The sequence below is a fragment of the Streptomyces desertarenae genome, from assembly GCF_042681365.1.
Taxonomy (GTDB): domain Bacteria; phylum Actinomycetota; class Actinomycetes; order Streptomycetales; family Streptomycetaceae; genus Streptomyces; species Streptomyces desertarenae.
The window spans coordinates 18970-41607 of the sequence record NZ_JBHUFU010000015.1 but is presented as its reverse complement, the minus strand read 5'-3'; the positions used below and the strand labels follow the sequence as shown (position 1 = coordinate 41607).

The following is a 22638-nucleotide window of genomic DNA, read 5'->3' as shown; positions in this document are numbered from 1 at the left end:
CTTCGCGTTGCGGCGGTGGCGGTCGACCTCCAAGGGTATCGGCCCGTCCGCGGTGCGGTCAGCCGCCCAGGGCCCGCTCCAGCTCCCGGGCGAGGCCGGCGGCCTCCGCGTCGGGCAGCGGCGCGCCGCCGGGACCGGTGACGTAGAAGGCGTCCACGGCGTCGGCGCCGAGCGTGCTGACGCGGGCACTGCGCACGGTCACGCCCGCGCCGTCCAGGGCCCGCCCGATGCGGTAGAGCAGCCCGGGGGCGTCCTGGGCGCGCACCTCGATCACCGTCGCCAGCCGTGATCCGGCCGGGGCGACCGTCACCCTGGGCGGCGGTGCCCCGCCGCCGCGGCGGGCGCGGTGGGCCCTGCGGTGGGCGGCCTCGCGCTCGGCGAGGCGGGCGGGCACGTCCAGCGAGCCGTCCAGGGCTCGGACCAGGTCGGCGCGGAGCCGGTCGGGGCCGGGGAGCGAGCCGTACTCGGCGGCGATCCGCCAGCTCAGCAGCAGGACGGGCGCCTCGTCCGGGGCCGCGCCGGACGGACCGGCGGTGTGCAGGTCGGCCGCGCGGACGGTCAGCCGGTGCAGGGCCAGGACGCCGGCCGCGGCGGGCAGGACGCCGGGCCGGTCCGGCAGGGCGATGCGCAGCTCGGCGCCGACCGGGCCGGGGGCGGGCGGGCCGGACCCCCCGTCCACCGGGGCCTCGGCGCGGGTGTGCAGGGAGAGCACCGGGCCACCGGTGCGCCGCGCCTCCCGCGCGAGCCGCTCGTCCTCGGCACCGGCCCCGGGGCGCGCGAGGCGGCCCCCCTCCCCGTGCGGGGGCTCCCCGGCCAGCACCGCCCTGGTCCGCCCGACCAGGTCGGCCACCAGGCCCGCGCGCCACGCCGACCACGCGGCCGGGCCGGTGGCCAGGGCGTCGGCCTCGGTGAGGGCGTGCAGCAGCTCCAGGGTGCCGGTGTCGCCGACGGCGCCGGCGACGGTGCGGACGGTGGCGGGGTCGTCCAGGTCGCGCCGGGTGGCGGTCTCCACCAGCAGCAGGTGGTGGCGGACGAGCGTGGCCAGGACGGCCGTGTCGGCCGCTTCGAAGCCCATCCGGGCGGCCAGGTCGCGGGCGATGGCCCCGCCGGTGACGCTGTGGTCGCCGGGCCCGCCCTTGCCGATGTCGTGCAGCAGGGCGGCGACCAGCAGCAGGTCGGGGCGGCCGACCCGGCGGACGTGCGAGCGGGCCCGCACCACGGTCTCGACCAGGTGGCGGTCCACCGTCCAGCGGTGCACGGCGTTGCGCTGCGGCCGGCACCGCACCCGCTCCCAGTCCGGCAGCAGGGCGGTGACCAGCCCCTCGGCGTCCAGCGCCTCCCACACCCCGACGGTCGCCTCGCCGGCTCCGAGCAGGGTGACGAACGCCTCACGGGCCTCCGCGGGCCAGGGCACCGGGAGGGGCGGCGCGACGGCGGCCATCCGGCGCACCGCGGGACGGGCCAGGGGCAGTCCGGTCTGGGCGGCGGCCGCGGCGGCGCGCAGCGGCAGCACCGGGTCGCGTTCGAGGCGGGCGGTGCGGGCCGGCACCACCTCGCCGTCCTGCTCGACGACGCCCTCGGCGAGAGGGGCGCGCGGAGCGGGGCGCCGGGCGCGCATGGTGCGCGAGCGCAGCACGCGGCCCACCTCGCGCCAGGTGACGTCCCCCGCGTAGGAGATCACCCGTGCCGCCTCGTACACGCGGCGCAGCAGCGCGTCCGCGTCCGGCAGCCCGAGCGCTCCGGCGACCTGGTCCTGCTCCTGGAGGGCGAGGCGGTCGCCCGGGCGCCCGGTGGCCAGGTGGAGGGCGTCGCGCACGTCGAGCAGGGCGCAGCGGGCCTCCTCCAGCCCCTCGCGGGGGGCGTCGGCCAGCCAGGACGCGGCGACGGCGCGCAGGGCGGTGGCGTCGCGCAGGCCACCGCGGGCCTCCTTGAGGTCGGGTTCGAGGAGGAAGCGCAGCTCACCGTGGCGGCCGGCGCGCTCCTGGGCGGCCTCGCGCAGCTCCGGCAGCCGCCGGTGGGCGTCGGCGCGCCAGCGGGCGAGCTGCTCGGCGCGCAGGGAGGCCGTCAGCTCCGCGTCCCCGGCGACGTGCCGTGCGTCCAGCAGCCCGAGCTGCACCCGCAGGTCGTCGGCGGCGGCACGGCGGACCTCCTCGAGGGTGCGCACCGAGTGGTCCAGGGCGATCCCCTGGTCCCACACCGGGTACCAGACGCGGTCGGCGAGGCCGGCGACGGCACGGGGGTCGCGGCCGTCGTGGAGGAGCAGCAGGTCGAGGTCGCTGCGCGGGGAGAGCTCCCCGCGGCCGTAGCCCCCGACGGCCACCAGGGCGATCCCGCGCCCCGCCTCGCCCAGGAGCCCGGCGAGCCAGGCGTCGGTCAGCTCCGCGAGGGCGGCGCGGCGCGGCGGCCCGGACCGCCCCTCCCCGGTGAGGAGGCGCAGCCGGGCCGCCGCGTAGCCGCCGGGTTCCGCGCTCATGCGGCGGCCCGGACCGCGCCCCGCGCGGCGGCGGTGCCGGCGGGCCGGGCCGCCGGGTCCCCGGGCCGGATCACAGGGCGTCCGGGCCGCGCTCACCGGTGCGGACCCGCACCGCCGTCTCGACCGGGACGCTCCAGACCTTGCCGTCACCGATCTTCCCCGTGCGGGCGGCCCTGACCACCACGTCGATCAGCTGCTCGGCGTCCTCGTCCTCGACCAGGACCTCGACGCGGACCTTGGGCACCAGGTCGACGGTGTACTCGGCGCCCCGGTACACCTCGGTGTGGCCCCGCTGCCGCCCGTAGCCGCTGGCCTCGGTGACGGTCAGGCCCTGGACCCCGAACGCCTGCAGCGCGTCCTTCACCTCGTCCAGGCGGTGCGGCTTGATGACTGCCGTGATGAGCTTCACGCGTCCACCTTCTTGTCGAGCGACGCGGCCGTCGCGCTGTTGTCGGAGCTTGCGGCGCCGGACGCGCCGGCCGTGCCGCGGGACGCGGGCGACCCGCCCACCGCGCTGAAGTCGTAGGCGGTCTCGGCGTGGTACGCCTGGTCCAGGCCGGCGGTCTCGGCGTCCTCGTCGGCGCGGAAGCCGACGACGGCGTCCACCAGCTTGGCCAGGACCCAGGAGACCGCGAAGGAGAAGGCCATCACCGAGAAGGCACCGAGGGCCTGCTTGCCGAACTGCTCCACGCCGCCGACCCCGTCGACGGCCAGGAAGCCGACCAGCAGGGTGCCGACGACACCGCCGACGAGGTGGACGCCGACGACGTCCAGGGAGTCGTCGTAGCCGAGCTTGTACTTCAGGCTGACGGCCCAGGAGCAGACCAGGCCGGCGACCAGGCCGATGACGATCGCGCCCACGGCGTTCACGTGCGCGCCGGCGGGGGTGATGGCGACCAGGCCGGCGACGGCTCCGGAGGCGGCGCCCAGGGTGGTGAAGGCGCCGTGGCGGACGCGCTCGTAGGCGAGCCAGCCCAGAACGGCGGCGGCGGTGGCGACCTGCGTGTTCAGGGCCATGGTGGCGGCGGTTCCGTTGGCGCCCAGCGCGGAACCGGCGTTGAAGCCGAACCAGCCGAACCACAGCAGGGCCGCGCCGAGGACCACCAGGGGGAGGCTGTGGGGCCGCATGGGCTCCTTCTTGAAGCCGATGCGCTTGCCCACCACCAGGACGGCGGCCAGCGCGCCGACGCCCGCGTTGATGTGGACGGCCGTGCCGCCGGCGAAGTCGATGACCTCCAGCTCGAAGAGCCAGCCGCCCTCGGCCCACACCCAGTGGGCGACGGGGAAGTAGACGACGGTGGCCCACAGGGTGATGAACAGCGCCCAGGCGCTGAACTTCACGCGGTCGGCCAGTGCGCCGCTCATCAGGGCGGGCGTCAGGACGGCGAACATCAGCTGGAAGACGACGAAGGCGAGGACGGGGATGCCCTCGTCGCCTCCGGTCAGCGTCTCGACGTCGATGCCGCTCAGGCCGACGTGCTCGAGGCTCCCGATCAGGCCGCCGGTGTCGGTGCCGAAGGCGAGCGAGTAACCGTAGAGCACCCAGAGGACGCTGACGATGCCCAGGGAGATGAAGGACATCATGAGCATGTTCAGGGCGCTCTTGACCCGGACCATGCCGCCGTAGAACAGGGCCAGCCCGGGTGTCATCAGCATGACCAGCGCCGCGCTGATCAGTACGAAAGCGGTATCCGCGCCGTTCAATGTGGGCGTCTCCTCGCGTGCGCGACCCGTGGGGGCGGATCTGGGGGTCAGGATGCGCCACAGGTTCGCGAAGCCCCGTTTCCTGGGGTGCAGCGCGGCGTTTCACGGCGGTGACGAAGACGTCCCCCGTGTTACGTCCGGATGAACCCGCCCGCCCGTCCGCGCCCCGCGGCCGCCCTCCCCCGCACCGCAGCGCTGCCCGCGGGCCGCGGCGGCCGCCGGGCACCCGGTGGCCGCCGCGGTCGTATGACAACCCGGGGGCGGCGGCAGAGCGGCCGGGAAGCGCTCCCTCACACGGCGAGGGCCACGCCGCCCTCGGGGAGCTCCCCGGCGAGCCGCCCGCTGAGCTCGGTGATCTCGGCGACGTCGCCGAACTCCCGGGCGGCCGAGGCGACGGTCGTGCGGATGCGGGTGTTGACCCGCTCCGAGCGCAGCCGCCCGGCCACGTCCAGGGCCCGGCCGGCCAGTGCGGCGCACTGCTCGGGCTCCCTCTTGAGCAGGTGGACGGTGGCCATCCCGGCGAGGTTCAGGGCGTAGGAGCGCTGGTGGCCGCTGCCGTCCTCGCGGCACTCGCGGGCGAACAGCTCCACGGCCTTCTCCATCTCGGGCTGGGCGAGCGAGGCGTAGGTGGGGCTGCGGCCGGCGACGTAGGCGAGGTCGCGGTAGGAGTGGGCGTTCTCGGCGCAGAGCTCGGCCTCGGAGAAGAAGCCGATCCAGTCGGGGTCGGCGTCGCCCGGGGAGGCCTCGGCGAAGGTGTCCTGCGCCATCCGCACCGCCCGGTGGCACCTGTCGGGGCGGCCCATGTTGGCGTAGGCCCGCGCCTCCACGGCGTGGAGCATGGCCTGGGTGCGGGGGGTGGCGTCCTCCCGGCTGCCGTACTGGGCGAGGTGGACCAGTTCCAGCGCGTCCTCGGGGCGGCCCAGGTGGATCATCTGGCGGCTCATGTCGGAGAGCACGTAGGCGCCCAGCGGCCGGTCGCCGGCCTCCTTGGCGGCGTGCAGGGCGAGGACGAAGTACTTCTGCGCGGTCGGCTGGAGGCCGACGTCGTAGCTCATCCATCCGGCCAGCTCGGCCAGCTCGGCGGTCACCCTGAACAGCCGTCGCCGCACCGGCTCGGGGTGGGAGTCCTGGAGGAGCTCGGTGACCTCGTGGAGCTGGCCGACGACGGCCTTGCGCCGCAGGCCGCCGCCGCACTGGGCGTCCCACTGGCGGAACATCACGATGGCCTGCTCCAGCAGTTCCAGCTCGGGTTCGGAGATCCGGTCCGTCCCCCGCCCGCCGTGTTCCCGGGACGGGGCGGCCGCGGTGCCCGCGGGACACGGCGCCAGCCAGCGCTGCATCGGCTCGACGAGGGCCGGCCCCGCGGCCATGCTCAGGGAGGTGCCGAGGAAGCCGCGGCGGGCCAGCATCAGGTCGCTGCGCGAGAACTCGCTGATGGCGGCCACGGTCTGCGGCCCCGTCCAGGGCAGGTCGACGCCGCCGGCGGAGGCGGTGGGACGGCCGGCGTGCAGTCCGAGGTCCTCGATGGCGACCACGCTGCCGAAGCGCTCGGAGAACAGCTCGGAGAGGATGCGCGGGATCGGTTCGCGGGGCTGCTCGCCGTCGAGCCAGCGGCGCACCCGGGAGGTGTCGGTGCTGATGTGGTGGGCGCCCAGCCGGCGGGCGCGGCGGTTCACCTGCCGCGCCAGCTCGCCCTTGGACCAGCCGCTGCGCACGAACCACGAGGCGAGCCGCTCGTTCGGGCGCTTCCCGGCGGTGCCGCCTCCGCCGCTGCTGCCGTTGCCGCCCACTGGAACGCCCCCATCCCGGCCCGTCGTCCGTGCGTCGCTGCCCGGTGCGCATGTCACCGCGGCATGCCGTTGGCATAGGCGCACGACGGGCGTCTTCATGTGTCTGTGTCGCCGTGTGAACCGAAAGTAATCCTACGATCACTGGCGTGGCGAGTGAAATTGCAAAACCGCCACCATTCGCCACCCCTTCGGATGAACCCATGGAGACGTCCGCGCGGTTCACTGGAGCCAGGGCGACCCCTATCGGTTGGAGTGGTGCGTGCCAGGGGCGCATGCCATGCGCCGCACTCCTCCGCGAACCCCGGCACCTCGCTCCGCACGGGGTCACTCTGCGTCGCTCCGGGCGACGATCTCGTAACCAAGAGCACACGGGACCCGTTGGAGGGGGCATGGGCTTCACAATCGGCAGCATCCGGGAGATGCGGGAGCTCCGGGAGATGCGGTCCGGCGCCCGTCGCCGGGGCCGCGCCCCGGTGTGCACGGCCGTGGCCGAGTACACCGGCCTGTGGGGCTGGGACGTCGTCCCCGGCGCCCGGGCCGTGCGCAGCGGCGGCCGCACCGCCTGCTCCTGCCGGGCCCCCGGCTGCCCCGCTCCCGGCGCCCACCCCCTCGACGGGGCCCCGGTGGTGTCCGCGGGCGCCACGCTGGACGAGGCCGCACGGGCGTGGGGACGGGTACCCGGCGCGGCGGTCCTGCTGCCGGTGGGCCGGTCCTTCGACGTCATCGAGGTGCCCGAGGCGGCGGGGCGGCGCGCCCTGGTGCGGATGGAGCGGATGGGACTCCCGCTCGGTCCGGTCGCCGCCGCTCCGGACGGCCGCGCCTGGTTCTTCGTCGCTCCCGGTGCCGCCGCCCGCCTGCCCGAGCTGCTGTACCGGATGGGCTGGGACGACTGCGTCCCGTCCCTGCGCGGCCTGGGCCCCGGGGACCACGTCACCGCCCCGCCCTCCGACCTGGGCGGGCTGGGCCCGGTCAGGTGGCTGCGCCCGCCCACCCTGGAGGGCGCCGGCCGGCCGCCGCACGCCCGGCTCCTGCTGGGCACCCTGGCCTACGTCTGCCACCGCGCCCCGGCCTGCGGCTGACCGCGCCGGCTCCCGGCACGGACCCGCCGGACCCCGCCGCGGCCGCTCGCCTGCCGCGGCGCGTGCGGCGGGGTCCGGCGCGGGCGCCGGGCAGCCCCCGGCGTCAGTCCCCGATGAGGGCGTCGACGAACGCCTCCGGCTCGAACGGCGCCAGGTCGTCCGCGCCCTCGCCCAGGCCGATCAGCTTGACCGGGACGTTCAGCTCGCGCTGGACCGCGACGACGATGCCGCCCTTGGCCGTCCCGTCGAGCTTGGTGAGCACGATTCCGGTGATGTCCACGACCTCGGCGAAGACCCGGGCCTGGATCAGGCCGTTCTGGCCGGTGGTGGCGTCCAGGACGAGCAGCACCTCGTCCACCGGGCCGTGCTTCTCCACCACCCGCTTGACCTTGCCCAGCTCGTCCATGAGGCCGGTCTTGGTGTGCAGCCGGCCCGCGGTGTCGACCAGGACGACGTCCGCGCTCTCGGCGATGCCCTCCTTGACCGCGTCGAAGGCGACCGAGGCCGGGTCGCCGCCCTCGGGGCCGCGGACGGTGCGGGCGCCCACCCTCTCGCCCCAGGTCTGGAGCTGGTCGGCGGCGGCGGCGCGGAAGGTGTCGGCGGCTCCCAGCACGACCGACTTGCCGTCGGCCACCAGGACGCGGGCGAGCTTGCCGGTGGTGGTGGTCTTGCCGGTGCCGTTGACGCCGACGACCAGGACCACGCCCGGACGCACCACGCCCTCGGACGAGACGCCGCCCTCGGTGTGGACGGTGCGGTCCAGATCGGTGCCCACCAGGTTCAGCAGCTCCTCGCGCAGGAGCGCGCGCAGCTCGTCGGGCGTGCGGGTGCCCAGCACCCGCACCCGCTCGCGCAGCCGCTCCACCAGCTCCTGGGTGGGGGCGACGCCGACGTCCGCCGTGAGCAGGGTGTCCTCGATCTCCTCCCAGGTGTCCTCGTCGAGGTGGTCGCGGGAGAGCAGGGTCAGCAGGCCGCGGCCCAGGGTGTTCTGGGAGCGCGACAGGCGCTCGCGCAGCCGCACCAGCCTGCCCGCGGTGGGTGCGGGCGTCTCGATCCCGGGCTCGGGGGGCGCGACGGCCTCCGCGTCCGTCGCCCCGGCCGGGGCCGGAGGCAGGCCCACCTCCTCGATGGTGCGGCGTTCCTCCGTGCGGGGCGGCCCCGCATCCTCCCCGACCTGCGGTTCCCGGGTCGGGGGCGGGGTGATGGTCGGTGGGGCGGAACGGGGGGGAACCGGTGTCTTCTTCTTCCTGACGCCGGTGACCACGAGTCCGCCGATCGCGGCGAGGGCGACCACGGCGATGACGACAACGAGAATGAGGATGTCCATAGCAGGTCCAGTATCGGCCACGGCCGTCCCCGCACGGCGGGTCCGCGGCGCCCGGCGGTGCCGGGAGGCGGGCGGGCGGTGTCCGGCGGGCGCGAAAAACCGGGCGCCGCCCCGGCGTGGTGGCCGGGGCGGCGCCCGTGGTGCGAGGAGGCGGGCGGCGGGGGGTCAGCCCATCTCCTCCAGCGCCCTGCCCTTGGTCTCCGGCACCCACTTGAGGATGAACGGGATCGAGAGCACGGCGAAGGCCGTGTAGATGACGTACGCGCCCGACAGGTTCCACTCGGACAGGCTCGGGAACGTGACGGTGATCAGCCAGTTCGCCACCCACTGGGCTCCGGCCGCGACGCCCAGGGCGGCGGCGCGGATGCGGTTGGGGAAGATCTCCCCGAGCATCACCCAGACCACCACGCCCCAGGAGAGGGCGAAGAAGAGGACGAAGGAGTGGGCGGCGACCAGGGCGACGGTGCCCTGGGTGTCGGGCAGCGTGATGTTCTCGCCGGTGCCGGTCTTGTAGGAGAACGCCCAGGCCGCGGTGCCGAGCGAGAGCGCCATGCCGGCGGAGCCGATCAGGGCCAGCGGCTTGCGGCCGATCCGGTCCACCAGGAGCATCGCGATCACCGTGCCGATGATGTTGATGATCGAGGTGGTGAAGGAGTAGAAGAACGAGCTGCCGGGGTCGATGCCGACCGACTGCCACAGCGAGGCGCTGTAGTAGAAGATCACGTTGATGCCGACCAGCTGCTGGAAGATCGACAGGCCGACGCCCACCCACACGATCGGCAGCAGGCCGAAGCGCCCGCCCAGCAGGTCGCGCAGGTTCGGCTTGCGCTCGCCGCGCATGCGCTCGTCGATCTCGGCGATCCGGGCGTCCAGGTCGGTGCCCTCGGGCTCGACGCCCGCGAGGACGGCCTTGGCCTCGGCCGTCCGGCCCTGGGCGACGAGGTGACGCGGGGACTCGGGTATGCGCAGTGTCAGCAGCCCGTAGAGCACGGCGGGGACGACCTCGATGCCGAGCATGAGCTGCCAGGCCTCCACGCCCAGCAGGTGGCCGCGCTGCTCGCCGTCGGCGAGGTTCAGTACGCCCCAGTTGACGAGCTGCGAGACGGCGATGCCCAGCACGATCGCGGCCTGCTGGAAGGAGGCGAGCCGGCCGCGGTACTCGGCCGGGGCGACCTCGGCGATGTAGGCCGGGGCGATCACCGAGGCCATGCCGATGGCCACGCCGCCCAGGGTCCGCCAGAAGGCCAGGTCCCACAGGGCGAAGGGCAGCATGGAGCCGATGGCGCTGAGGGTGAAGAGCACCGCGGCGATCTGCATCACCCGGATGCGGCCGAGCCGGTCGGCGAGCCGGCCCGCGGTGGCGGCGCCGATCGCGGCGCCGATCAGGGCTGCGGCGATGACCTGGGCGAGCGCTCCGGACCCGACCTCGAATCTGCCGCGGATGCCCTCGACCGCACCGTTGATCACGGAGCTGTCGTAGCCGAAGAGGAAGCCTCCCATCGCCGCCGCGGCGGCGATGAAGACGACGTGTCTGAGGTGCTGGTGCCGTACGGCCGGGGCGTCCGGCCCGTCCGACCTCACCTGCGCGGTGCTGGTCACGGTGTGTACTCCTGCGATCCCCGGCGACGGTGCCGGGCGGGCTGCCAAATGGTTGCCGCCTTGTACCCGACATGAACAAACGCATGCCGTCGTTTGAAGGCGGGACCAACCATGCAGAGACTATTCCTTCAAAAGTTGAAGTCAATAGCTGAGAAGTACCGACTTTGAATCGCGGATGTGACTTTCAACCTTCGAGAGGTGAAGCGATGGTGAAGGGGTGCGACGGGAGCGGGCTCCCTCAGCGGAGCCGCTGGCTGATCACCTTCGAAACCCCGTCGCCCTGCATCGACACCCCGTAGAGGGCGTCGGCGACCTCCATGGTCCGCTTCTGGTGGGTGATCACGATCAGCTGGGAACTCTCCTGCAGTTCCTTCATGATTCCGATCAGCCGCTGGAGGTTGGTGTCGTCCAGGGCCGCCTCGACCTCGTCCATCACGTAGAACGGGCTGGGCCGCGCCTTGAAGATCGACACCAGCAGCGCCACGGCCGTCAGCGAGCGCTCCCCGCCCGACAGCAGCGACAGCCGCTTGACCTTCTTCCCCGGCGGCCGCGCCTCGACGTCCACACCCGTGGTGAGCATGTTCTGCGGGTCGGTGAGGACCAGCCGTCCCTCACCGCCGGGGAAGAGGCGCGCGAAGACGCCCTCGAACTCGCGGGCCGTGTCGTGGTAGGCCTCGGAGAAGACCTGCTCGACCCGCTCGTCCACCTCCCTGACGACCTGGAGGAGGTCGGCCCGGGTCTTCTTCAGGTCCTCCAGCTGCTCACTGAGGAAGCGGTGCCGCTCCTCCAGGGCCGCGAACTCCTCCAGCGCCAGCGGATTGACCTTGCCCAGCTGCTGGTACGCCCGCTCCGCCGCCTTCAGGCGCTTCTCCTGCTCGGCGCGGACGAAGGGGACGGGCCGGTTGCGCGGGTGGTCCGGGTCGTCCGGCAGTACCTCGCCGTCTGCGGGCGGGGACGGCGGTACGGGCTGGTCGGGGCCGTACTCGCGGACCAGCACGGCCGGCTCGACGCCCAGCTCCTCCAGGGACCTGGCCTCCAGCTGCTCGATCCGCAGCCGCTTCTCCGCGCCCAGCACCTCGCCGCGGTGCACGGAGTCGGTGAGCTTGTCCAGCTCCTCCTTCAGCTCGCGGCCCCGGTTGCGCTCGGCGACCAGCTCCCGCTCCTGCTCCGCCTTCGCGCGCGCGGCGGCCGCGCGCTCCTCCTCGGCCCGGGCCAGCGACACCTCCACGTGCGCCAGCAGCTGGCGGGCCCCGGAGGCCACCGCCGAGGCGACCTCCCGCTCGTGCCGCAGCCGGGCGCGGCGCCGTTCGGCGCGCGCCCGCGCCTCCCGCTCGGCGCGCGCCGCCCTGTCGAGCGAGTCCGCCCGTCCCGCCAGGCCCCTGACGCGCTCCTCGTGGGTGCGGACCTGGAGGCGGGCCTCCATCTCCGTCTGCCGGGCGCTCGCGCCGTCGGCCGCCAGCCGGTCGCGCACCGAGGTGTCCGGCTCCTCCTCGCCCGGTTCCTCCTCGGCCACCGCCAGGCGCTCGGCCAGCTCCTCGGCCTCCTCGCGGGCCCTCGCCAGCGCCTCCTCCGCCTTCGCCACGGCCGCCGCGGCGCGCTCCGCCTCACCCGCCGCGGCCCGCGCCTCACCTCCCAGGCGGCCCAGTCCCGTGGCGACCTGCGACTTCTCCCGCTCCGCGGCGCTGCGCCGCGCCCCCAGCTCCTCCACCCGGGCCGCGCACCCGCGCCGCCGTTCGCGCGCCCTCTCCAGCCGCCCGGCCAGTTCCTCCACCCGGGCGTCCAGCTCCGCCAGTTCGGCCGCGGCCTCGTCCACCGAGGCCTGCACCTCCAGCAGCGACGGCGCACCGGCCGAGCCGCCCTGGGCGAAGCGGGCCCCCAGCAGGTCGCCGTCGGCGGTCACCGCGGTGAGCTCCGGGTGCTCCGCGACCAGGTCCGCCGCCTCCCGGAGGGTCCCGACCACCACCGTGTCGCGCAGCATCCACCGCAGCGCGGGCAGCAGCTCCTCGGGGCCGGCCACCAGATCGGCGGCCCGGCGCACACCGGGCACGGCCGGGCCCCCGGCGGCGTCCGAAGCCTCCGGGGCACCGCCCACCAGCAGCGCCGCCCGGCCGGCGTCCTCCTCGCGCAGCAGGCGCAGCGCCCCGGCGGCCGCGGCGGGGCCGTCCACGGCGACCGCGTCCGCCGCCGGTCCCAGTGCGGCGGCGATCGCGACCTCGTGGCCGGGGGTGACGGTGAGCAGTTCGGCGGCCGGTCCGAGCAGCCCGGCGAGGCGTTCGCCGGCGCCCAGCAGCGCGCCGGTGCCGTCCTTGCGGCGCAGCCCCAGGGCCAGGGCGTCCCGGCGGGCGGAGACGGCCGCGCGCTCGCGTTCGGCGGCCGACAGCGCGTCGCGGGCCGCGTTCAGCTCCGCCTCCGCCCCGGCCAGCTCCCGCCTGGCCGCCTCGTGCTCCTCCGCCAGCTCGGCGTCGCCCGCGTCGAGCCCCTCCACCTCGGCCCGCAGCGCTTCGTACTCCTCCTGCGCCGCCGCGGCGCGCTCGCGCGCCGCGTCCCGCGCCTCCGCCAGGCGGTCGATCTCGGCCTGGGCGGAGGCGGCCCGGCCGCGGGCGGCCGTCACCCTGCCCTGCAGCCGGGCGAGCCCCTCGCGGCGGTCGGCGATGGTGCGGGCGGCGTCCCTGAGCCTGCGCTCCTCCTCGGCCAGCCGCCGCTCCAGTTCGGCGCGGTGCGCGACGGTGTCCTCCAGCGCCCGGCTCGCCGCCTCCAGCGCGGCCGTCAGCTCCGCCTCCTGCTCCCGGACGCGGGCGGCCTCGCGCTCCATGTCCTCCGGGTCGCGCCCCCGGCGTTCCTCGACGGGCTCGGCGGAAGCGCTGCGGACCCGGGCGTCGGCCAGGTTCAGGGTGCCGCGCACCCGCTCGGCCAACTGCGACAGCTCGTACCAGGTCTGCTGCGCCCTCTCCAGCCGCGGCGCCAGGTCCCTCAGCCGCTGCTCCAGCACCGCCTCGCGCTGGAGCGCCTCCCCCAGCTCCGCCTCCACGGCCTCCTTGCGCTCCTTGAGCGCGGCCTCGTCGGCGAGTTCGGCCCTGAGCGCCGCGCGCAGCGCGACCAGGTCGTCGGCGAGCAGCCGCAGCCGGGCGTCGCGCAGGTCGGCCTGGATCACCGCGGCCCGGCGGGCGACGGCCGCCTGCCGGCCCAGCGGCTTGAGCTGGCGGCGCAGCTCGTCGGTCAGGTCCTGGACACGGGCGAGGTTGGCCTGCATCGCGTCCAGCTTCCGCAGCGCCTTCTCCTTGCGCTTGCGGTGCTTGAGGACGCCGGCCGCCTCCTCGATGAAGGCGCGGCGGCCCGCGGGGTCGGCGTGCAGGACGGAGTCGAGCTGGCCCTGGCCGACGATGACGTGCATCTCACGGCCGATGCCGGAGTCCGACAGCAGCTCCTGGATGTCCAGCAGGCGGCAGGTGTCGCCGTTGATCTGGTACTCGCTGCCGCCGTTGCGGAACATGATCCGCGTGATGGTGACCTCGGAGTACTCGATGGGCAGCGCGCCGTCGGAGTTGTCGATGGTCAGGGAGACCTCGGCGCGGCCGAGCGGGGGGCGGCCGGCGGGACCGGCGGTGCCGGCGAAGATGACGTCCTCCATCTTGCCGCCCCGCAGCGACTTGGCGCCCTGCTCGCCCATCACCCACGACAGGGCGTCCACCACGTTGGACTTGCCCGAGCCGTTGGGGCCCACCACGCACGTGATGCCCGGCTCGAACCGCAATGTGGTGGCCGAGGCGAAGGACTTGAACCCGCGCAGGGTCAGGCTCTTGAGGTGCACGATCCCGGACTTTACTCCCAGGTGTCGCTTTCCCGACCGAGGCGAGTTTCGCCGTTGAACGGGAGGGGCACATCACACGGTAGGCACCGCACCCGCGGGCCGGAAACGACGAAGGGACGCCGAAGCGTCCCTTGCAGTTTTCTCCAGCGACCTGGACTGCGTTCCCTGGACCGGCCGACCGGTCAGGTGAGCGCAGGCTCGGCCTTGGAAACGTCGATGCCGTCCAGCAGCGAGTCGCCGTGACGTGCCACGGCAGCCGACAGAGCGTCGTTCTCGGCCTGGATCCGTACGAGCTCGGACTCCAGGTCCTGGACACGCTGCTGCAGCCGCCGCATCTCGGCGAGGACTCGGGGGTCAGGACCGCCGACGTAACCGAGAAGCGCCTTTGCCATGATGGATGGTCCTCCGCACTGAAGTGACCGACCGAAACGGTGGTGGGTCGTGAGGGATTCGCACCCGCGGTCCCTGCCCTGCCTTCATTCCCAAGGCAGAACAGTTGCGGTGCGCGGGGCTTCCAGCGTCTCACCAAAAGTTTTGGCGGTCAACACGATCACGCCGCCCGCCCCGGCGGCCTTGACTCGACGGCACTCAACTTGCCGGAGGGCTCGCGGGGGTTCCGGGGGCTTCGTTGGCGGCAGCCTTGCACGTCGCGCGGTGAAAGGCAACCGTTTTCGATCAACGAATCGAGAAGCCCTCGTATCCCCCGCGCGGGGGACCCCAGATCTCGGTCACCCCGTCCACCCGGCCGGGCGTGTCCCCTGTGCGGAGCCACTCCAGCAGCCGCTCGCAGCGCTCCCGCGGCCCCTCGGCGAGCACCTGGACCCGGCCGTCGCCGAGGTTGAGCGCGAAGCCCTCCAGCCCGCCGATCCGCAGCGCGGCCGCCCGCGTGTACCACCGGAAGCCGACGCCCTGGACCCGGCCGCGCACCCAGGCGGTCATCCGCACGGCCTCGTCCGCCCCGCCGGCCCCTTCGGCCACGGCATTCGCATCCATGGCACGCACGCTATCCAAAGGCCGGGCACCGCGGCACCGGACCCGCACACCGCACCCGTCTCCTTGTGATTGCTCACGTTTCTCACTGTTCGCTCCTCCCTCCTTCACGAATGCCGTACAGTCACGCGGCAATGGGTTTCACCCTTTCGAGTGAAACAAGTGATGCCGATCACGTGAGGACTGCAGCAGATGGGACGCCACCGCCGCTCCGAACCGGCCCCCGTCGCCCCCGAACGCCGCACGGCGGGAGGCCGCCACCGCAGCCCGCACCGCAGGCGGGGCGGCACCTCCGTCCGCACCGGGCTCCTCGGCGCCTCCGCCGCGATGGCGATGGGTGCCGTGGCGGTGGCCTCCGGCCTGCTTCCCGGCCCGAACGGCAGCTACAGCATCGGCGGAGGACTCACCGGTCCCTCCGGGAGCGCCCCCGGCAACCTGGCGGACCTGCAGACCCAGGGGGCCGCGACGCCGGGCCCCGCCGACCGCGGCGGGGAGCCCACCGCCGGCCGCAGCGGCGGACGCACCGCCTCCCCCGGGACCGGGTCCCCGCGCGGTGCGGTGGAGGAGAGCGGTGCCGAGCCGTCCGGGAAGCCCACCGGACCGGCCCCCTCCCGCAGCGGCGGCGGCAGTACGCCCCCGTCCGCCGAGGAGAGGAAGACCCCCGAGGCGCCCGCGGCGGAGCCCCCGGCTCCGCTCCGGAGCGAGCCGGCCTCGCCGTCCGCCCCGCGGCAGCCCGCCCCGGCGGCCTCCCCCACCACCGACGCCGAGACGGCCGCCGAGGCCGAAGTGCTGCGACTGGTGAACCTGGAACGCGCCGAGGCCGGCTGCAAGCCGCTCACCGCCGATCCCGAGCTGGCCGAGCTGGCCGGGCGGTTCAGCCGGGACATGGCCGCCCAGGGCTTCTTCTCCCACACCGATCCCGACGGCGACACCCCCTGGGACCGCGCCGAGGCGGCCGGGATCGAGAACCTCGCCGCCGAGAACATAGCCCGCGGCCAGGCCAACGCCCAGTCGGTGATGGACGCCTGGATGGACAGCCCCGGCCACCGCGCCAACATCCTCAACTGCGACTACCGGACCCTGGGCGTGGGAGTGCATTTCGCCGAGGGCGGCCCGTGGTGGACGCAGAACTTCGGCTTCTGAGAGACCCGCAGGTCAGAGCCCTGATCCGGTCTCTGGGCCGTGCTCGGGCCGTCATCAAGGCACCCGGCCGCGCCCACACTCCTGTCTTCACCCCGCTCGGCGCGCCGTCCGCCGTCGCACGCCCACACGTGGACAGGGCCGGCGGCCGTGAGTCGGGCACCGCAGAGCACGGCCCGCGGTCAAGACAGCGCCTCCGGCGGGAGATCGGCCGGCACCGGGGCGGAGGGGACGCCGTTTTCCGGCTGCGGGTCCGTAGCGGCGTGCGCGGGGAGCTGGGGTGAGTGGTGGGTTGAGGAGGCATGATGCCGCCATGCCAGATGATTCGAGGCGTCCCCTCAGCGAGCTTCGCCAAGGCGAAACGGTCCGAGCAACGATCACCAGCCACGAGCCGTGGGGCCTCATGGCGGAACTCACCGAATACGAGCCCGTGGGCGCATCGCTGGACATCTGTCGCCGCAGCCGCGAGCCCGGAGTGCGGCGACTCGCCCAGGAGCTGCCGCCTGTGGGGGCGGCCGTTGACCTCGTCATAGGCAAAGTGCGCACGTGGCACCGCAAGCCGTGGATATGGGTGGACCTCACGGCACCCGGCCACGGCGAAGGCTGACCGTGCGCCCTGCGTGCCCCCGATTGACCAGCGAGTGACGGTGACCCACGGGGAACGTCGGCGAGTGCACGGCGAATACGCAGGTCGGCGTCTCTCCAGGTCAGGCACCGCCCAGTTACGCGATCTTCCAGGCCGGGGCCGGCCGCGCCCGTCGTCTCAGCGGGACGGGCGGGGCGGGCGCTGGCAGCGGGGACAGAAGTAGCTGGAGCGGTTCATCCACGGACTGCGGCGCATCGGGGTGGCGCAGCGGCGGCAGGGCAGCCCCTCGCGCCCGTAGGCGTCCAGGGAGCGCTCGAAGTAGCCCGACTCGCCGTTGACGTTGACGTACAGGCTGTCGAAGCTCGTTCCGCCGACGGCGAGCGCCGCGGTCATCACGTCGCGGACGTGACCGAGCAGCTCGGCGGTGCGCGGCCGGGTGAGGGTGGCGGTGGGACGGTCGTAGTGGAGGCGGGAGCGCCACAGCGCCTCGTCCGCGTAGATGTTGCCGACCCCGCTGATCAGCGACTGGTCGAGCAGGGCCCGTTTGACCGTGCTGCGGCGGCGGCGCAGGGCGGCGTGGAAGGCCGCCTCGTCGAAGGCCGGGTCCAGCGGGTCCCGGGCAATGTGGGCTATGACGTCGGGCAGTCCGTCGGGGGTGGTCCCGTGGAGCGACAGCCCGCCGAAGGTGCGCTGGTCGACGAAGCGCAGTTCGGTGCCCGCCCCGTCGGCGAAGCGGACGCGGACGCGCAGGTGCTTCTCGTCGGGGGCGTCGTGCGGCTGGACGAGGAGCTGTCCGCTCATGCCCAGGTGGGCCAGGACGCAGTGGCCGGTGTCCTCCAGCGGCAGCCACAGGTACTTGCCGCGGCGCAGGGGGGTGCCGATCCGGACACCCCGCAGCCGGGCGGCGAAGTCGGCCGCGCCGGCGGGGTGGCGGCGGACCGCGCGCGGGTGGAGCACCTCGGTGTCGGCGACGGTGCGGCCGCCGACCCAGCGCTCCAGTCCGCGCCGGACGACCTCGACCTCGGGCAGCTCTGGCAAGGACGGCTCCTCAGGGTCGGGCGGACGGGGGAAGGGCCGCCGGACGGCGGGCACGGCGGCGGGCCGCCCGGGGCGTTCGGTGGAACGGCGCGCCCACCCGCCCCTGTTCCGGGCGGGTGGGCGTCGGCGCGGATCGTGTACGGGTGGCGGAGCCCGGTCCGGGACCGTCAGGAGACCTTCTCGGCGGCCTGCTCGGCGGTGCCGTTCCGGTCGCCCTCCCGCCCGTCCCCGCCGCCGTCGGCGGCGGCCCGGATCGCGCGCCAGGCGGCCTCGGCCGCCTGCTGCTCGGCTTCCTTCTTGCTGCGGCCGGTGCCGGTGCCGTACGCGACACCACCGACGCGGGCGGCAGCCGTGAAGGTCTTCTCGTGGTCGGGGCCGGTCTCGCTGACCAGGTACTCCGGGACACCGAGGCCCTCGGCCGCGGTCAGCTCCTGGAGGCTGGTCTTCCAGTCCAGCCCGGCGCCGAGGTTGGAGGACCTCTCGATCAGCGGGTCGAAGAGCCGGTGCACCAGCTCGCTCGCCGCCTCCAGTCCCCGGTCCAGGTAGACCGCGCCGATCACGGCCTCCAGGGTGTCCGCGAGGATCGACGCCTTGTCCCGCCCCCCGGTGCCCTCCTCGCCCCGGCCGAGCCGGACGAAGGCGCCCAGGTCGAGGCCGCGTGCGACCCCCGCGAGGGCGCGCGAGTTGACCACGGCGGCACGCAGCTTGGCGAGCTGCCCCTCGGGCAGATCGGGGTGGGTGCGGTAGAGGGTGTCGGTGACCACCAGCCCCAGGACGGAGTCCCCGAGGAACTCCAGGCGCTCGTTGGTGGGCAGACCGCCGTTCTCGTACGCGTAGCTGCGGTGCGTCAGCGCACGTGTCAGAAGGGCGGCATCGAGCTGGTACCCGAGCCGCCCTTCCAGGAGCGTGAGGGACGAGGCCGCGTCCACCAGACCCTCCTGCGCCGCCGCCTCACCCCCGTCACGGCGGGGGGAGCCTCCAGGCGTAGTGGCGTCTGACATGGAGCCCGTCACCCGCCGATCAGACCTCGAGGACCTGGCGGCGGTTGTAGGTGCCGCAGTTCGGGCAGGCGATGTGCTGCTGACGGGGCTCCTGGCAGCGCTCGCACTTCACCAGGGTGGGGACCGCAGCCTTCCACTGCGACCGGCGGTGGCGCGTGTTGCTGCGCGACATCTTCCGCTTCGGAACAGCCACGGCTATTTCTCCTGTGGTTCGTCCCCGTCGCTGCGGGGTTCGTTGTCTTCTGCCTCCCCGCCGTCCCGCATGGAGCCGGCGAGTCCTTCGAGGGCCGCCCACCTGATGTCGACGGCCTCGTTGTGGTCGTGGTCGGGATCGTCCGCGAGCCGCGCCCCGCAGCGGGGGCACAGTCCGGGGCAGTCCTCCCGGCACACCGGCTGCAGCGGCAGTGAGAGCACCACCGCGTCGCGCAGCACGGGCTCGAGGTCGAGCAGGTCGCCCTCGAGCCGGAACGTCTCCTCGTCCTCGGCGTCGTCGCCGGTGTCCGCGAAGCGGCTCCGGTCGTCGGCGTCGGGGTAGGAGAACAGTTCCTGGAAGTCCGCCTCGCACTCCTGCTCCAGCGGCTCCAGACACCTTACGCACTCCCCCGTGAGCGGCGCACGAGCGGTGCCCGTGACGAGCACCCCGTCCATGACCGACTCCAGGCGGAGGTCGAGTTCCACGGGAGCGCCCTCCGGCACTCCGATGACCTCGATGCCGAGGTCCTTGGGGGCCGGAACCGTGCGGGAGAACTCCTTGAGCGTACCGGGACGACGCCCCAGCTCGCGCGTGTCCAGCACGAGGGGGGAACGGGGGTCGAGGGGGGCGTTCAGGGCTTCCTGCTTTCTACGGTCTGACACCGGCTGACTCCATCGTCCATGTGCTGTGGGCAGCCGAACGTCGCGGGCGTACCACGACCGAATGGCCAGGATACTGGACGGTCCGCCCGGGGCCCAATCCGGGCGGACGGTCGGGCCCGGCCGGAGCCGTCCCGGCCCGGCGCCGCGGTCAGCGGCCCTGCTCGTACTGCCTGATCTGCTCCATGTCGATCATGCTGGTGTCGAAGAAGCTGGTCTCGTCGAGCGCCGCGGGCTGCTGGGCCTGCTGCGGCTGGTACGGCGGCAGGGCGGGCACCCCGTCCTGCTGCCCGTAGTGCTGGGGGTAGCCGTAGCCGTCCTGCGGCTGCCCGTAGCCGTACGGATCGGCGGCCGGCTGCTGGTAGCCGGCCTGCTGCGGCTCGTAGGCGGGCTGCTGGGCCTGCTGCTGGTAGCCGTACGGGTCCTGCTGCCCGTAGTGCTGGGGGTAGCCGTAGCCGTCCTGCGGCTGCCCGGCCTCCTGCGGCTGCCCGTAGCCGTACGGATCGGCGGCCGGCTGGGGCGGTTCGTAGGCCGGCTGCGGCGGGGGGGCCGGTTCCGCGGGGCGGGGGTGCTGCCGGGCCGCGGCGGGGGCCGGGCTCTGGGCCGCGGCCGCGAGGTCGGCCAGGTAGTCGGCGTCGCTCTGCTGCGCGCCCTGCTCGTCCTGGGCCGCGAGGTGGGCGCCCAGCTCGTCGACGGGCCGGTGGCCGGTGAGCTTCTGGCGGCCGCGTCCGACGGCCTCCAGCGTCTTGGCCAGCACCGCCTCGAACGCGCGGAACTGGGCCTCCACGTAGGAGTCGGCGCGACGGCGCAGCTCCTCGGGGTCCGCGGAGCGCTCGGGGACGTCCTCGCCCTCCTCCTCCTCCCCGTACCCGGCGGCGCCCGGGGCGCGGCCGAGCAGCTTCTCGCGCCCCCGGTCGACCGAACCGATGGTCTTGCTGAGCACGACCTCGAAGTTGGCGAGCTTGCTGTCGACGTAGTCGTCGGCCTCGGCCCTGATCTCCTCGGCCTCCTGGCGGGCCTGGGCGAGGATGCGGTCGGCCTCCTCCTGGGCGCGGCGGGCGACCTCGGTGCCGGAGACCAGCGAACCGCGCTCGGCCTGCGCGGAATCGATGATCCGCTGGGCCTCCTGCCGGGCCTCGGCGATCATCTGCTCCCGGCCGCCGAGCAGTTCCTGCGCCTGGGCCAGCGAGCCGGGCAGTGCCTGCCGCACCTCCTCCAGCATCGCCAGCAACTCCCCGCGGTTGACCACGCAGGAGGCCGACATGGGCATGGAGCGGGCACTCTCGACCGCCGCGACGATGTCGTCGAGTTTCTGCTGTACGTCCACGGAAGCGACTGTACGGGCACCACGGGCCTGTGCGACACCGGATGCCGCAAGCGGGCCGGGCGCGGCCGGGGAGGGCCGACCGGGCGGGTGCGGGACGCGCGGCCGGTTCAGGGACGGGTGAGGCGGCTGCGCAGGGCCTCGAGCACGACGGGCGGAACCAGGTGGGCGACGTCCCCGCCCCAGGCCGCGACCTCCTTGACCAGGCTGGAGGAGAGGAAGCTGTAGGCCGGGTTCGTCGGCACGAACAGCGTTTCCACGCCGGAGAGCCCGTTGTTCATCTGGGCCATCTGCAGTTCGTAGTCGAAGTCGCTGACCGCGCGCAGGCCCTTGACGATGGCCGGGATGTCGCGCTGCTTGCAGAAGTCCACCAGCAGTCCGTGGAAGGCCTCGACCCGAACGTTGCCGTAGTCGCCGGTCACCTCGCGGATCAGGTCGATGCGCTCCTCGACCGTGAACAGGCCCCTCTTGGACTTGTTGATCATCACCGCGACGTACACCTCGTCGTAGAGCTTGGAGGCGCGGGCGATGATGTCGAGGTGTCCGTTGGTGACGGGGTCGAAGGACCCCGGGCAGACGGCGCGGCGCACTGGCGTCTCCTCGCTCTCCGTGCGGGTCATGGTGCTTCGGCGGCTTCCTGTTCGCCGGTACCGCCGGTCCTGCCGGCGCGTTCGGCGGCGCGACCGTACCAGAGCGTCCCCTCGCCGTAGCGGCGGGAGCGCAGCCCCTCGAACCCTTCAGGCCAGCGGAATTCGCCGCCTCTGGTGCTGCGTTCCACGGTGGCCAGGGCGTCGTCCGCGATCCACCCCCCGGAGCCGAGTGTGAGAAGGATCTCGCGGAGGTCACCGTCCGCGACGGCGTACGGTGGGTCGAGGAAGACCAGGTCGTACGGCTCGGCGGGAGCGGGTCCGCGCACCACCTGCTCGGCCCGCCCCTGCCGCAGCTCGGCGCCGGGCAGACCCAACTCCCGGATGTTCCGGCGGATGGTGCGCGCCGCCCGGGCGTCGGACTCGACCAGCAGCACGTGGGCCGCGCCGCGCGAGAGCGCCTCCAGGCCGACCGCGCCCGAGCCCCCGTACAGGTCGAGCACCCGCAGGCCCGCCAGCGGGCCCAGCAGCGACTCCCAGGTCGAGAACAGCCCCTCGCGGGCCCGGTCGGACGTCGGGCGCGTGCCCTGGCCGGGCGGCACCGCCAGCCGGCGGCCTCCGGCGGCTCCGGCGATCACGCGGGTCATCGCTGCATCGTTCCTCGGGTACTGGGGCGGCGGTGGTCGGCGGCCCTCGGACCGCCGACCACCACGATAGGCGCCGCCGGAGGCGTCAGCCCGCCGCGCGTCCCTCCCGGGCCGAGCCGTCGGAGGCGCCCACCAGGGCGGGCGAGGCGTAGCGCGACCAGGACAGGCAGCCGTCGGGCGGGCAGTACTCGGGGTGGCGCGGGTCGTGGCCCAGTTCGCGCAGCTTGGTGCGCACCGAGTCCGGGGTGCGGCCGAAGCGGGCGGCTATCCGGGCGATCGTCTCGCCGGCGTGGAACCGCTGGGCGAGGTCCTCCTCGTGCTGGGGCACCCAGGGGGCGCCGTGGCCGGGGAAGAGCTCGCGCAGCACGTCCCGGTCGGGGATGGGCTCGGCGACGTCGGCGACGAGGGCCAGGGCCCGCAGGGCGCGGTTGAGCGCGATCCGCAGCGCGGGCACCTCGGCCAGGGGCAGGGACAGCTCGCCGGAGGCGAGGGGCCGGTCGGGGGCGTCCTCGTGCCACCCGGTCAGGGAGAGGGTCACGGTGGAGTCGTCGTCGCTGGCGAGCTCGATGCGGAACACCTTGTCGCCGAGCGGCAGTTCGTTCAGGTGCTTGAATGCCATGGAAGCAGCCCCCAGTGGTCCAGGCCGACCGATCCCCGTGCGGACCGGTCCGGAACACCTCGATTCTCCCGTCC

20 protein-coding genes are annotated in these 22638 nt (G+C 74.3%); 3 read left to right on the top strand and 17 right to left on the bottom strand.

Annotation, left to right across the window (positions count from 1 at the left end; translation table 11 throughout):
• Positions 1 to 58: 58 nt before the first annotated feature.
• From ACFSJS_RS22370 to nsdA, 4 genes are all read right to left on the bottom strand, one after another.
• Positions 59 to 2473, bottom strand: a complete 2415-nt coding sequence (locus ACFSJS_RS22370; protein WP_380903213.1) for a [protein-PII] uridylyltransferase — start codon at positions 2471 to 2473, stop codon at positions 59 to 61.
• Between the two features lie 70 nt (positions 2474 to 2543).
• The gene (locus tag ACFSJS_RS22365; protein ID WP_380903211.1) at positions 2544 to 2882 is read right to left on the bottom strand and encodes a P-II family nitrogen regulator; all 339 of its coding nucleotides are present in this window, start codon (positions 2880 to 2882) and stop codon (positions 2544 to 2546) included.
• The gene (locus ACFSJS_RS22360) at positions 2879 to 4177 is read right to left on the bottom strand and encodes an ammonium transporter (protein WP_380903209.1); all 1299 of its coding nucleotides are present in this window, start codon (positions 4175 to 4177) and stop codon (positions 2879 to 2881) included. Before ACFSJS_RS22360 ends, ACFSJS_RS22365 begins: the two co-directional genes overlap by 4 nt.
• 290 nt (positions 4178 to 4467) lie before the next feature.
• Positions 4468 to 5967, bottom strand: coding sequence for a transcriptional repressor NsdA (gene nsdA, locus ACFSJS_RS22355; protein ID WP_380903207.1), 1500 nt, complete (start codon positions 5965 to 5967; stop codon positions 4468 to 4470).
• A 389-nt stretch (positions 5968 to 6356) separates the two neighbouring features.
• On the opposite strand from nsdA, the gene ACFSJS_RS22350 reads away from it, so the two are divergent.
• Positions 6357 to 7046 carry a bifunctional DNA primase/polymerase gene (locus tag ACFSJS_RS22350; protein WP_380903205.1) on the top strand — a complete coding sequence of 230 codons (690 nt, stop codon included), beginning with the start codon at positions 6357 to 6359 and terminating at the stop codon, positions 7044 to 7046.
• Positions 7047 to 7149: 103 nt separating this feature from the next.
• Here the strand turns inward: ACFSJS_RS22350 and ftsY are convergent, their stop codons facing one another.
• The 5 genes from ftsY to ACFSJS_RS22325 all read right to left on the bottom strand — a co-directional run bounded on the left by ftsY (position 7150) and on the right by ACFSJS_RS22325 (position 14773).
• Positions 7150 to 8373, bottom strand: coding sequence for a signal recognition particle-docking protein FtsY (ftsY, locus tag ACFSJS_RS22345; protein WP_380903203.1), 1224 nt, complete (start codon positions 8371 to 8373; stop codon positions 7150 to 7152).
• Between the two features lie 165 nt (positions 8374 to 8538).
• Complete coding sequence (locus ACFSJS_RS22340; protein WP_380903202.1) at positions 8539 to 9972, bottom strand: sugar porter family MFS transporter; 1434 nt, start codon at positions 9970 to 9972, stop codon at positions 8539 to 8541.
• 238 nt (positions 9973 to 10210) lie between these two features.
• Positions 10211 to 13780 (bottom strand): chromosome segregation protein SMC, encoded by a 3570-nt coding sequence (gene smc, locus ACFSJS_RS22335; RefSeq protein ID WP_380903201.1) that lies wholly within the window; start codon positions 13778 to 13780, stop codon positions 10211 to 10213.
• Between the two features lie 182 nt (positions 13781 to 13962).
• Positions 13963 to 14172, bottom strand: coding sequence for a hypothetical protein (locus ACFSJS_RS22330; protein ID WP_380903200.1), 210 nt, complete (start codon positions 14170 to 14172; stop codon positions 13963 to 13965).
• Between the two features lie 283 nt (positions 14173 to 14455).
• A complete protein-coding gene (locus ACFSJS_RS22325; protein ID WP_380903199.1) occupies positions 14456 to 14773 on the bottom strand; it encodes an acylphosphatase in 318 nt (105 codons plus the stop codon).
• A gap of 189 nt (positions 14774 to 14962) precedes the next feature.
• Here ACFSJS_RS22325 and ACFSJS_RS22320 point away from each other — a divergent pair, with 189 nt between their 5' ends.
• Together ACFSJS_RS22320 and ACFSJS_RS22315 are read left to right on the top strand one after the other, a co-directional pair.
• Positions 14963 to 15913: a CAP domain-containing protein gene (locus tag ACFSJS_RS22320; RefSeq protein WP_380903198.1), complete on the top strand. Its 951-nt coding sequence runs from the start codon at positions 14963 to 14965 to the stop codon at positions 15911 to 15913.
• A 310-nt stretch (positions 15914 to 16223) separates the two neighbouring features.
• Positions 16224 to 16517 carry a hypothetical protein gene (locus tag ACFSJS_RS22315; protein WP_380903197.1) on the top strand — a complete coding sequence of 98 codons (294 nt, stop codon included), beginning with the start codon at positions 16224 to 16226 and terminating at the stop codon, positions 16515 to 16517.
• A gap of 156 nt (positions 16518 to 16673) precedes the next feature.
• Here the strand turns inward: ACFSJS_RS22315 and mutM are convergent, their stop codons facing one another.
• The 8 genes from mutM to ACFSJS_RS22275 all read right to left on the bottom strand — a co-directional run bounded on the left by mutM (position 16674) and on the right by ACFSJS_RS22275 (position 22564).
• Positions 16674 to 17534, bottom strand: coding sequence for a bifunctional DNA-formamidopyrimidine glycosylase/DNA-(apurinic or apyrimidinic site) lyase (gene mutM, locus ACFSJS_RS22310; protein ID WP_380903196.1), 861 nt, complete (start codon positions 17532 to 17534; stop codon positions 16674 to 16676).
• Between the two features lie 167 nt (positions 17535 to 17701).
• The gene (rnc, locus tag ACFSJS_RS22305; RefSeq protein ID WP_380903195.1) at positions 17702 to 18535 is read right to left on the bottom strand and encodes a ribonuclease III; all 834 of its coding nucleotides are present in this window, start codon (positions 18533 to 18535) and stop codon (positions 17702 to 17704) included.
• 19 nt (positions 18536 to 18554) lie between these two features.
• Entirely contained in the window at positions 18555 to 18728 is a 174-nt protein-coding gene (gene rpmF / locus ACFSJS_RS22300) for a 50S ribosomal protein L32 (protein WP_031508259.1), read from the bottom strand.
• 2 nt (positions 18729 to 18730) lie between these two features.
• Complete coding sequence (locus tag ACFSJS_RS22295; RefSeq protein ID WP_380903192.1) at positions 18731 to 19390, bottom strand: YceD family protein; 660 nt, start codon at positions 19388 to 19390, stop codon at positions 18731 to 18733.
• A 148-nt stretch (positions 19391 to 19538) separates the two neighbouring features.
• A complete protein-coding gene (locus ACFSJS_RS22290; protein ID WP_380903190.1) occupies positions 19539 to 20714 on the bottom strand; it encodes a cell division initiation protein in 1176 nt (391 codons plus the stop codon).
• Positions 20715 to 20821: 107 nt separating this feature from the next.
• The gene (gene coaD / locus ACFSJS_RS22285; protein WP_380903437.1) at positions 20822 to 21301 is read right to left on the bottom strand and encodes a pantetheine-phosphate adenylyltransferase; all 480 of its coding nucleotides are present in this window, start codon (positions 21299 to 21301) and stop codon (positions 20822 to 20824) included.
• Positions 21302 to 21327: 26 nt separating this feature from the next.
• Positions 21328 to 21945, bottom strand: coding sequence for a 16S rRNA (guanine(966)-N(2))-methyltransferase RsmD (gene rsmD, locus ACFSJS_RS22280; protein WP_380903188.1), 618 nt, complete (start codon positions 21943 to 21945; stop codon positions 21328 to 21330).
• A gap of 85 nt (positions 21946 to 22030) precedes the next feature.
• The gene (locus ACFSJS_RS22275; RefSeq protein WP_380903186.1) at positions 22031 to 22564 is read right to left on the bottom strand and encodes a hypothetical protein; all 534 of its coding nucleotides are present in this window, start codon (positions 22562 to 22564) and stop codon (positions 22031 to 22033) included.
• Positions 22565 to 22638: the final 74 nt, after the last annotated feature.

Coding starts and splice junctions, on each gene's coding strand:
- ACFSJS_RS22370 (WP_380903213.1), bottom strand. CDS start 2,473: ATGAGCGCGGAACCCGGCGGCTACGCGGCGGCCCGGCTGCGCCTCCTC.
- ACFSJS_RS22350 (WP_380903205.1), top strand. CDS start 6,357: ATGGGCTTCACAATCGGCAGCATCCGGGAGATGCGGGAGCTCCGGGAG.
- ftsY (WP_380903203.1), bottom strand. CDS start 8,373: ATGGACATCCTCATTCTCGTTGTCGTCATCGCCGTGGTCGCCCTCGCC.
- ACFSJS_RS22330 (WP_380903200.1), bottom strand. CDS start 14,172: ATGGCAAAGGCGCTTCTCGGTTACGTCGGCGGTCCTGACCCCCGAGTC.
- ACFSJS_RS22325 (WP_380903199.1), bottom strand. CDS start 14,773: ATGGATGCGAATGCCGTGGCCGAAGGGGCCGGCGGGGCGGACGAGGCC.
- ACFSJS_RS22320 (WP_380903198.1), top strand. CDS start 14,963: ATGGGACGCCACCGCCGCTCCGAACCGGCCCCCGTCGCCCCCGAACGC.
- ACFSJS_RS22315 (WP_380903197.1), top strand. CDS start 16,224: ATGCCAGATGATTCGAGGCGTCCCCTCAGCGAGCTTCGCCAAGGCGAA.
- rnc (WP_380903195.1), bottom strand. CDS start 18,535: ATGTCAGACGCCACTACGCCTGGAGGCTCCCCCCGCCGTGACGGGGGT.
- rsmD (WP_380903188.1), bottom strand. CDS start 21,945: ATGACCCGCGTGATCGCCGGAGCCGCCGGAGGCCGCCGGCTGGCGGTG.
- ACFSJS_RS22275 (WP_380903186.1), bottom strand. CDS start 22,564: ATGGCATTCAAGCACCTGAACGAACTGCCGCTCGGCGACAAGGTGTTC.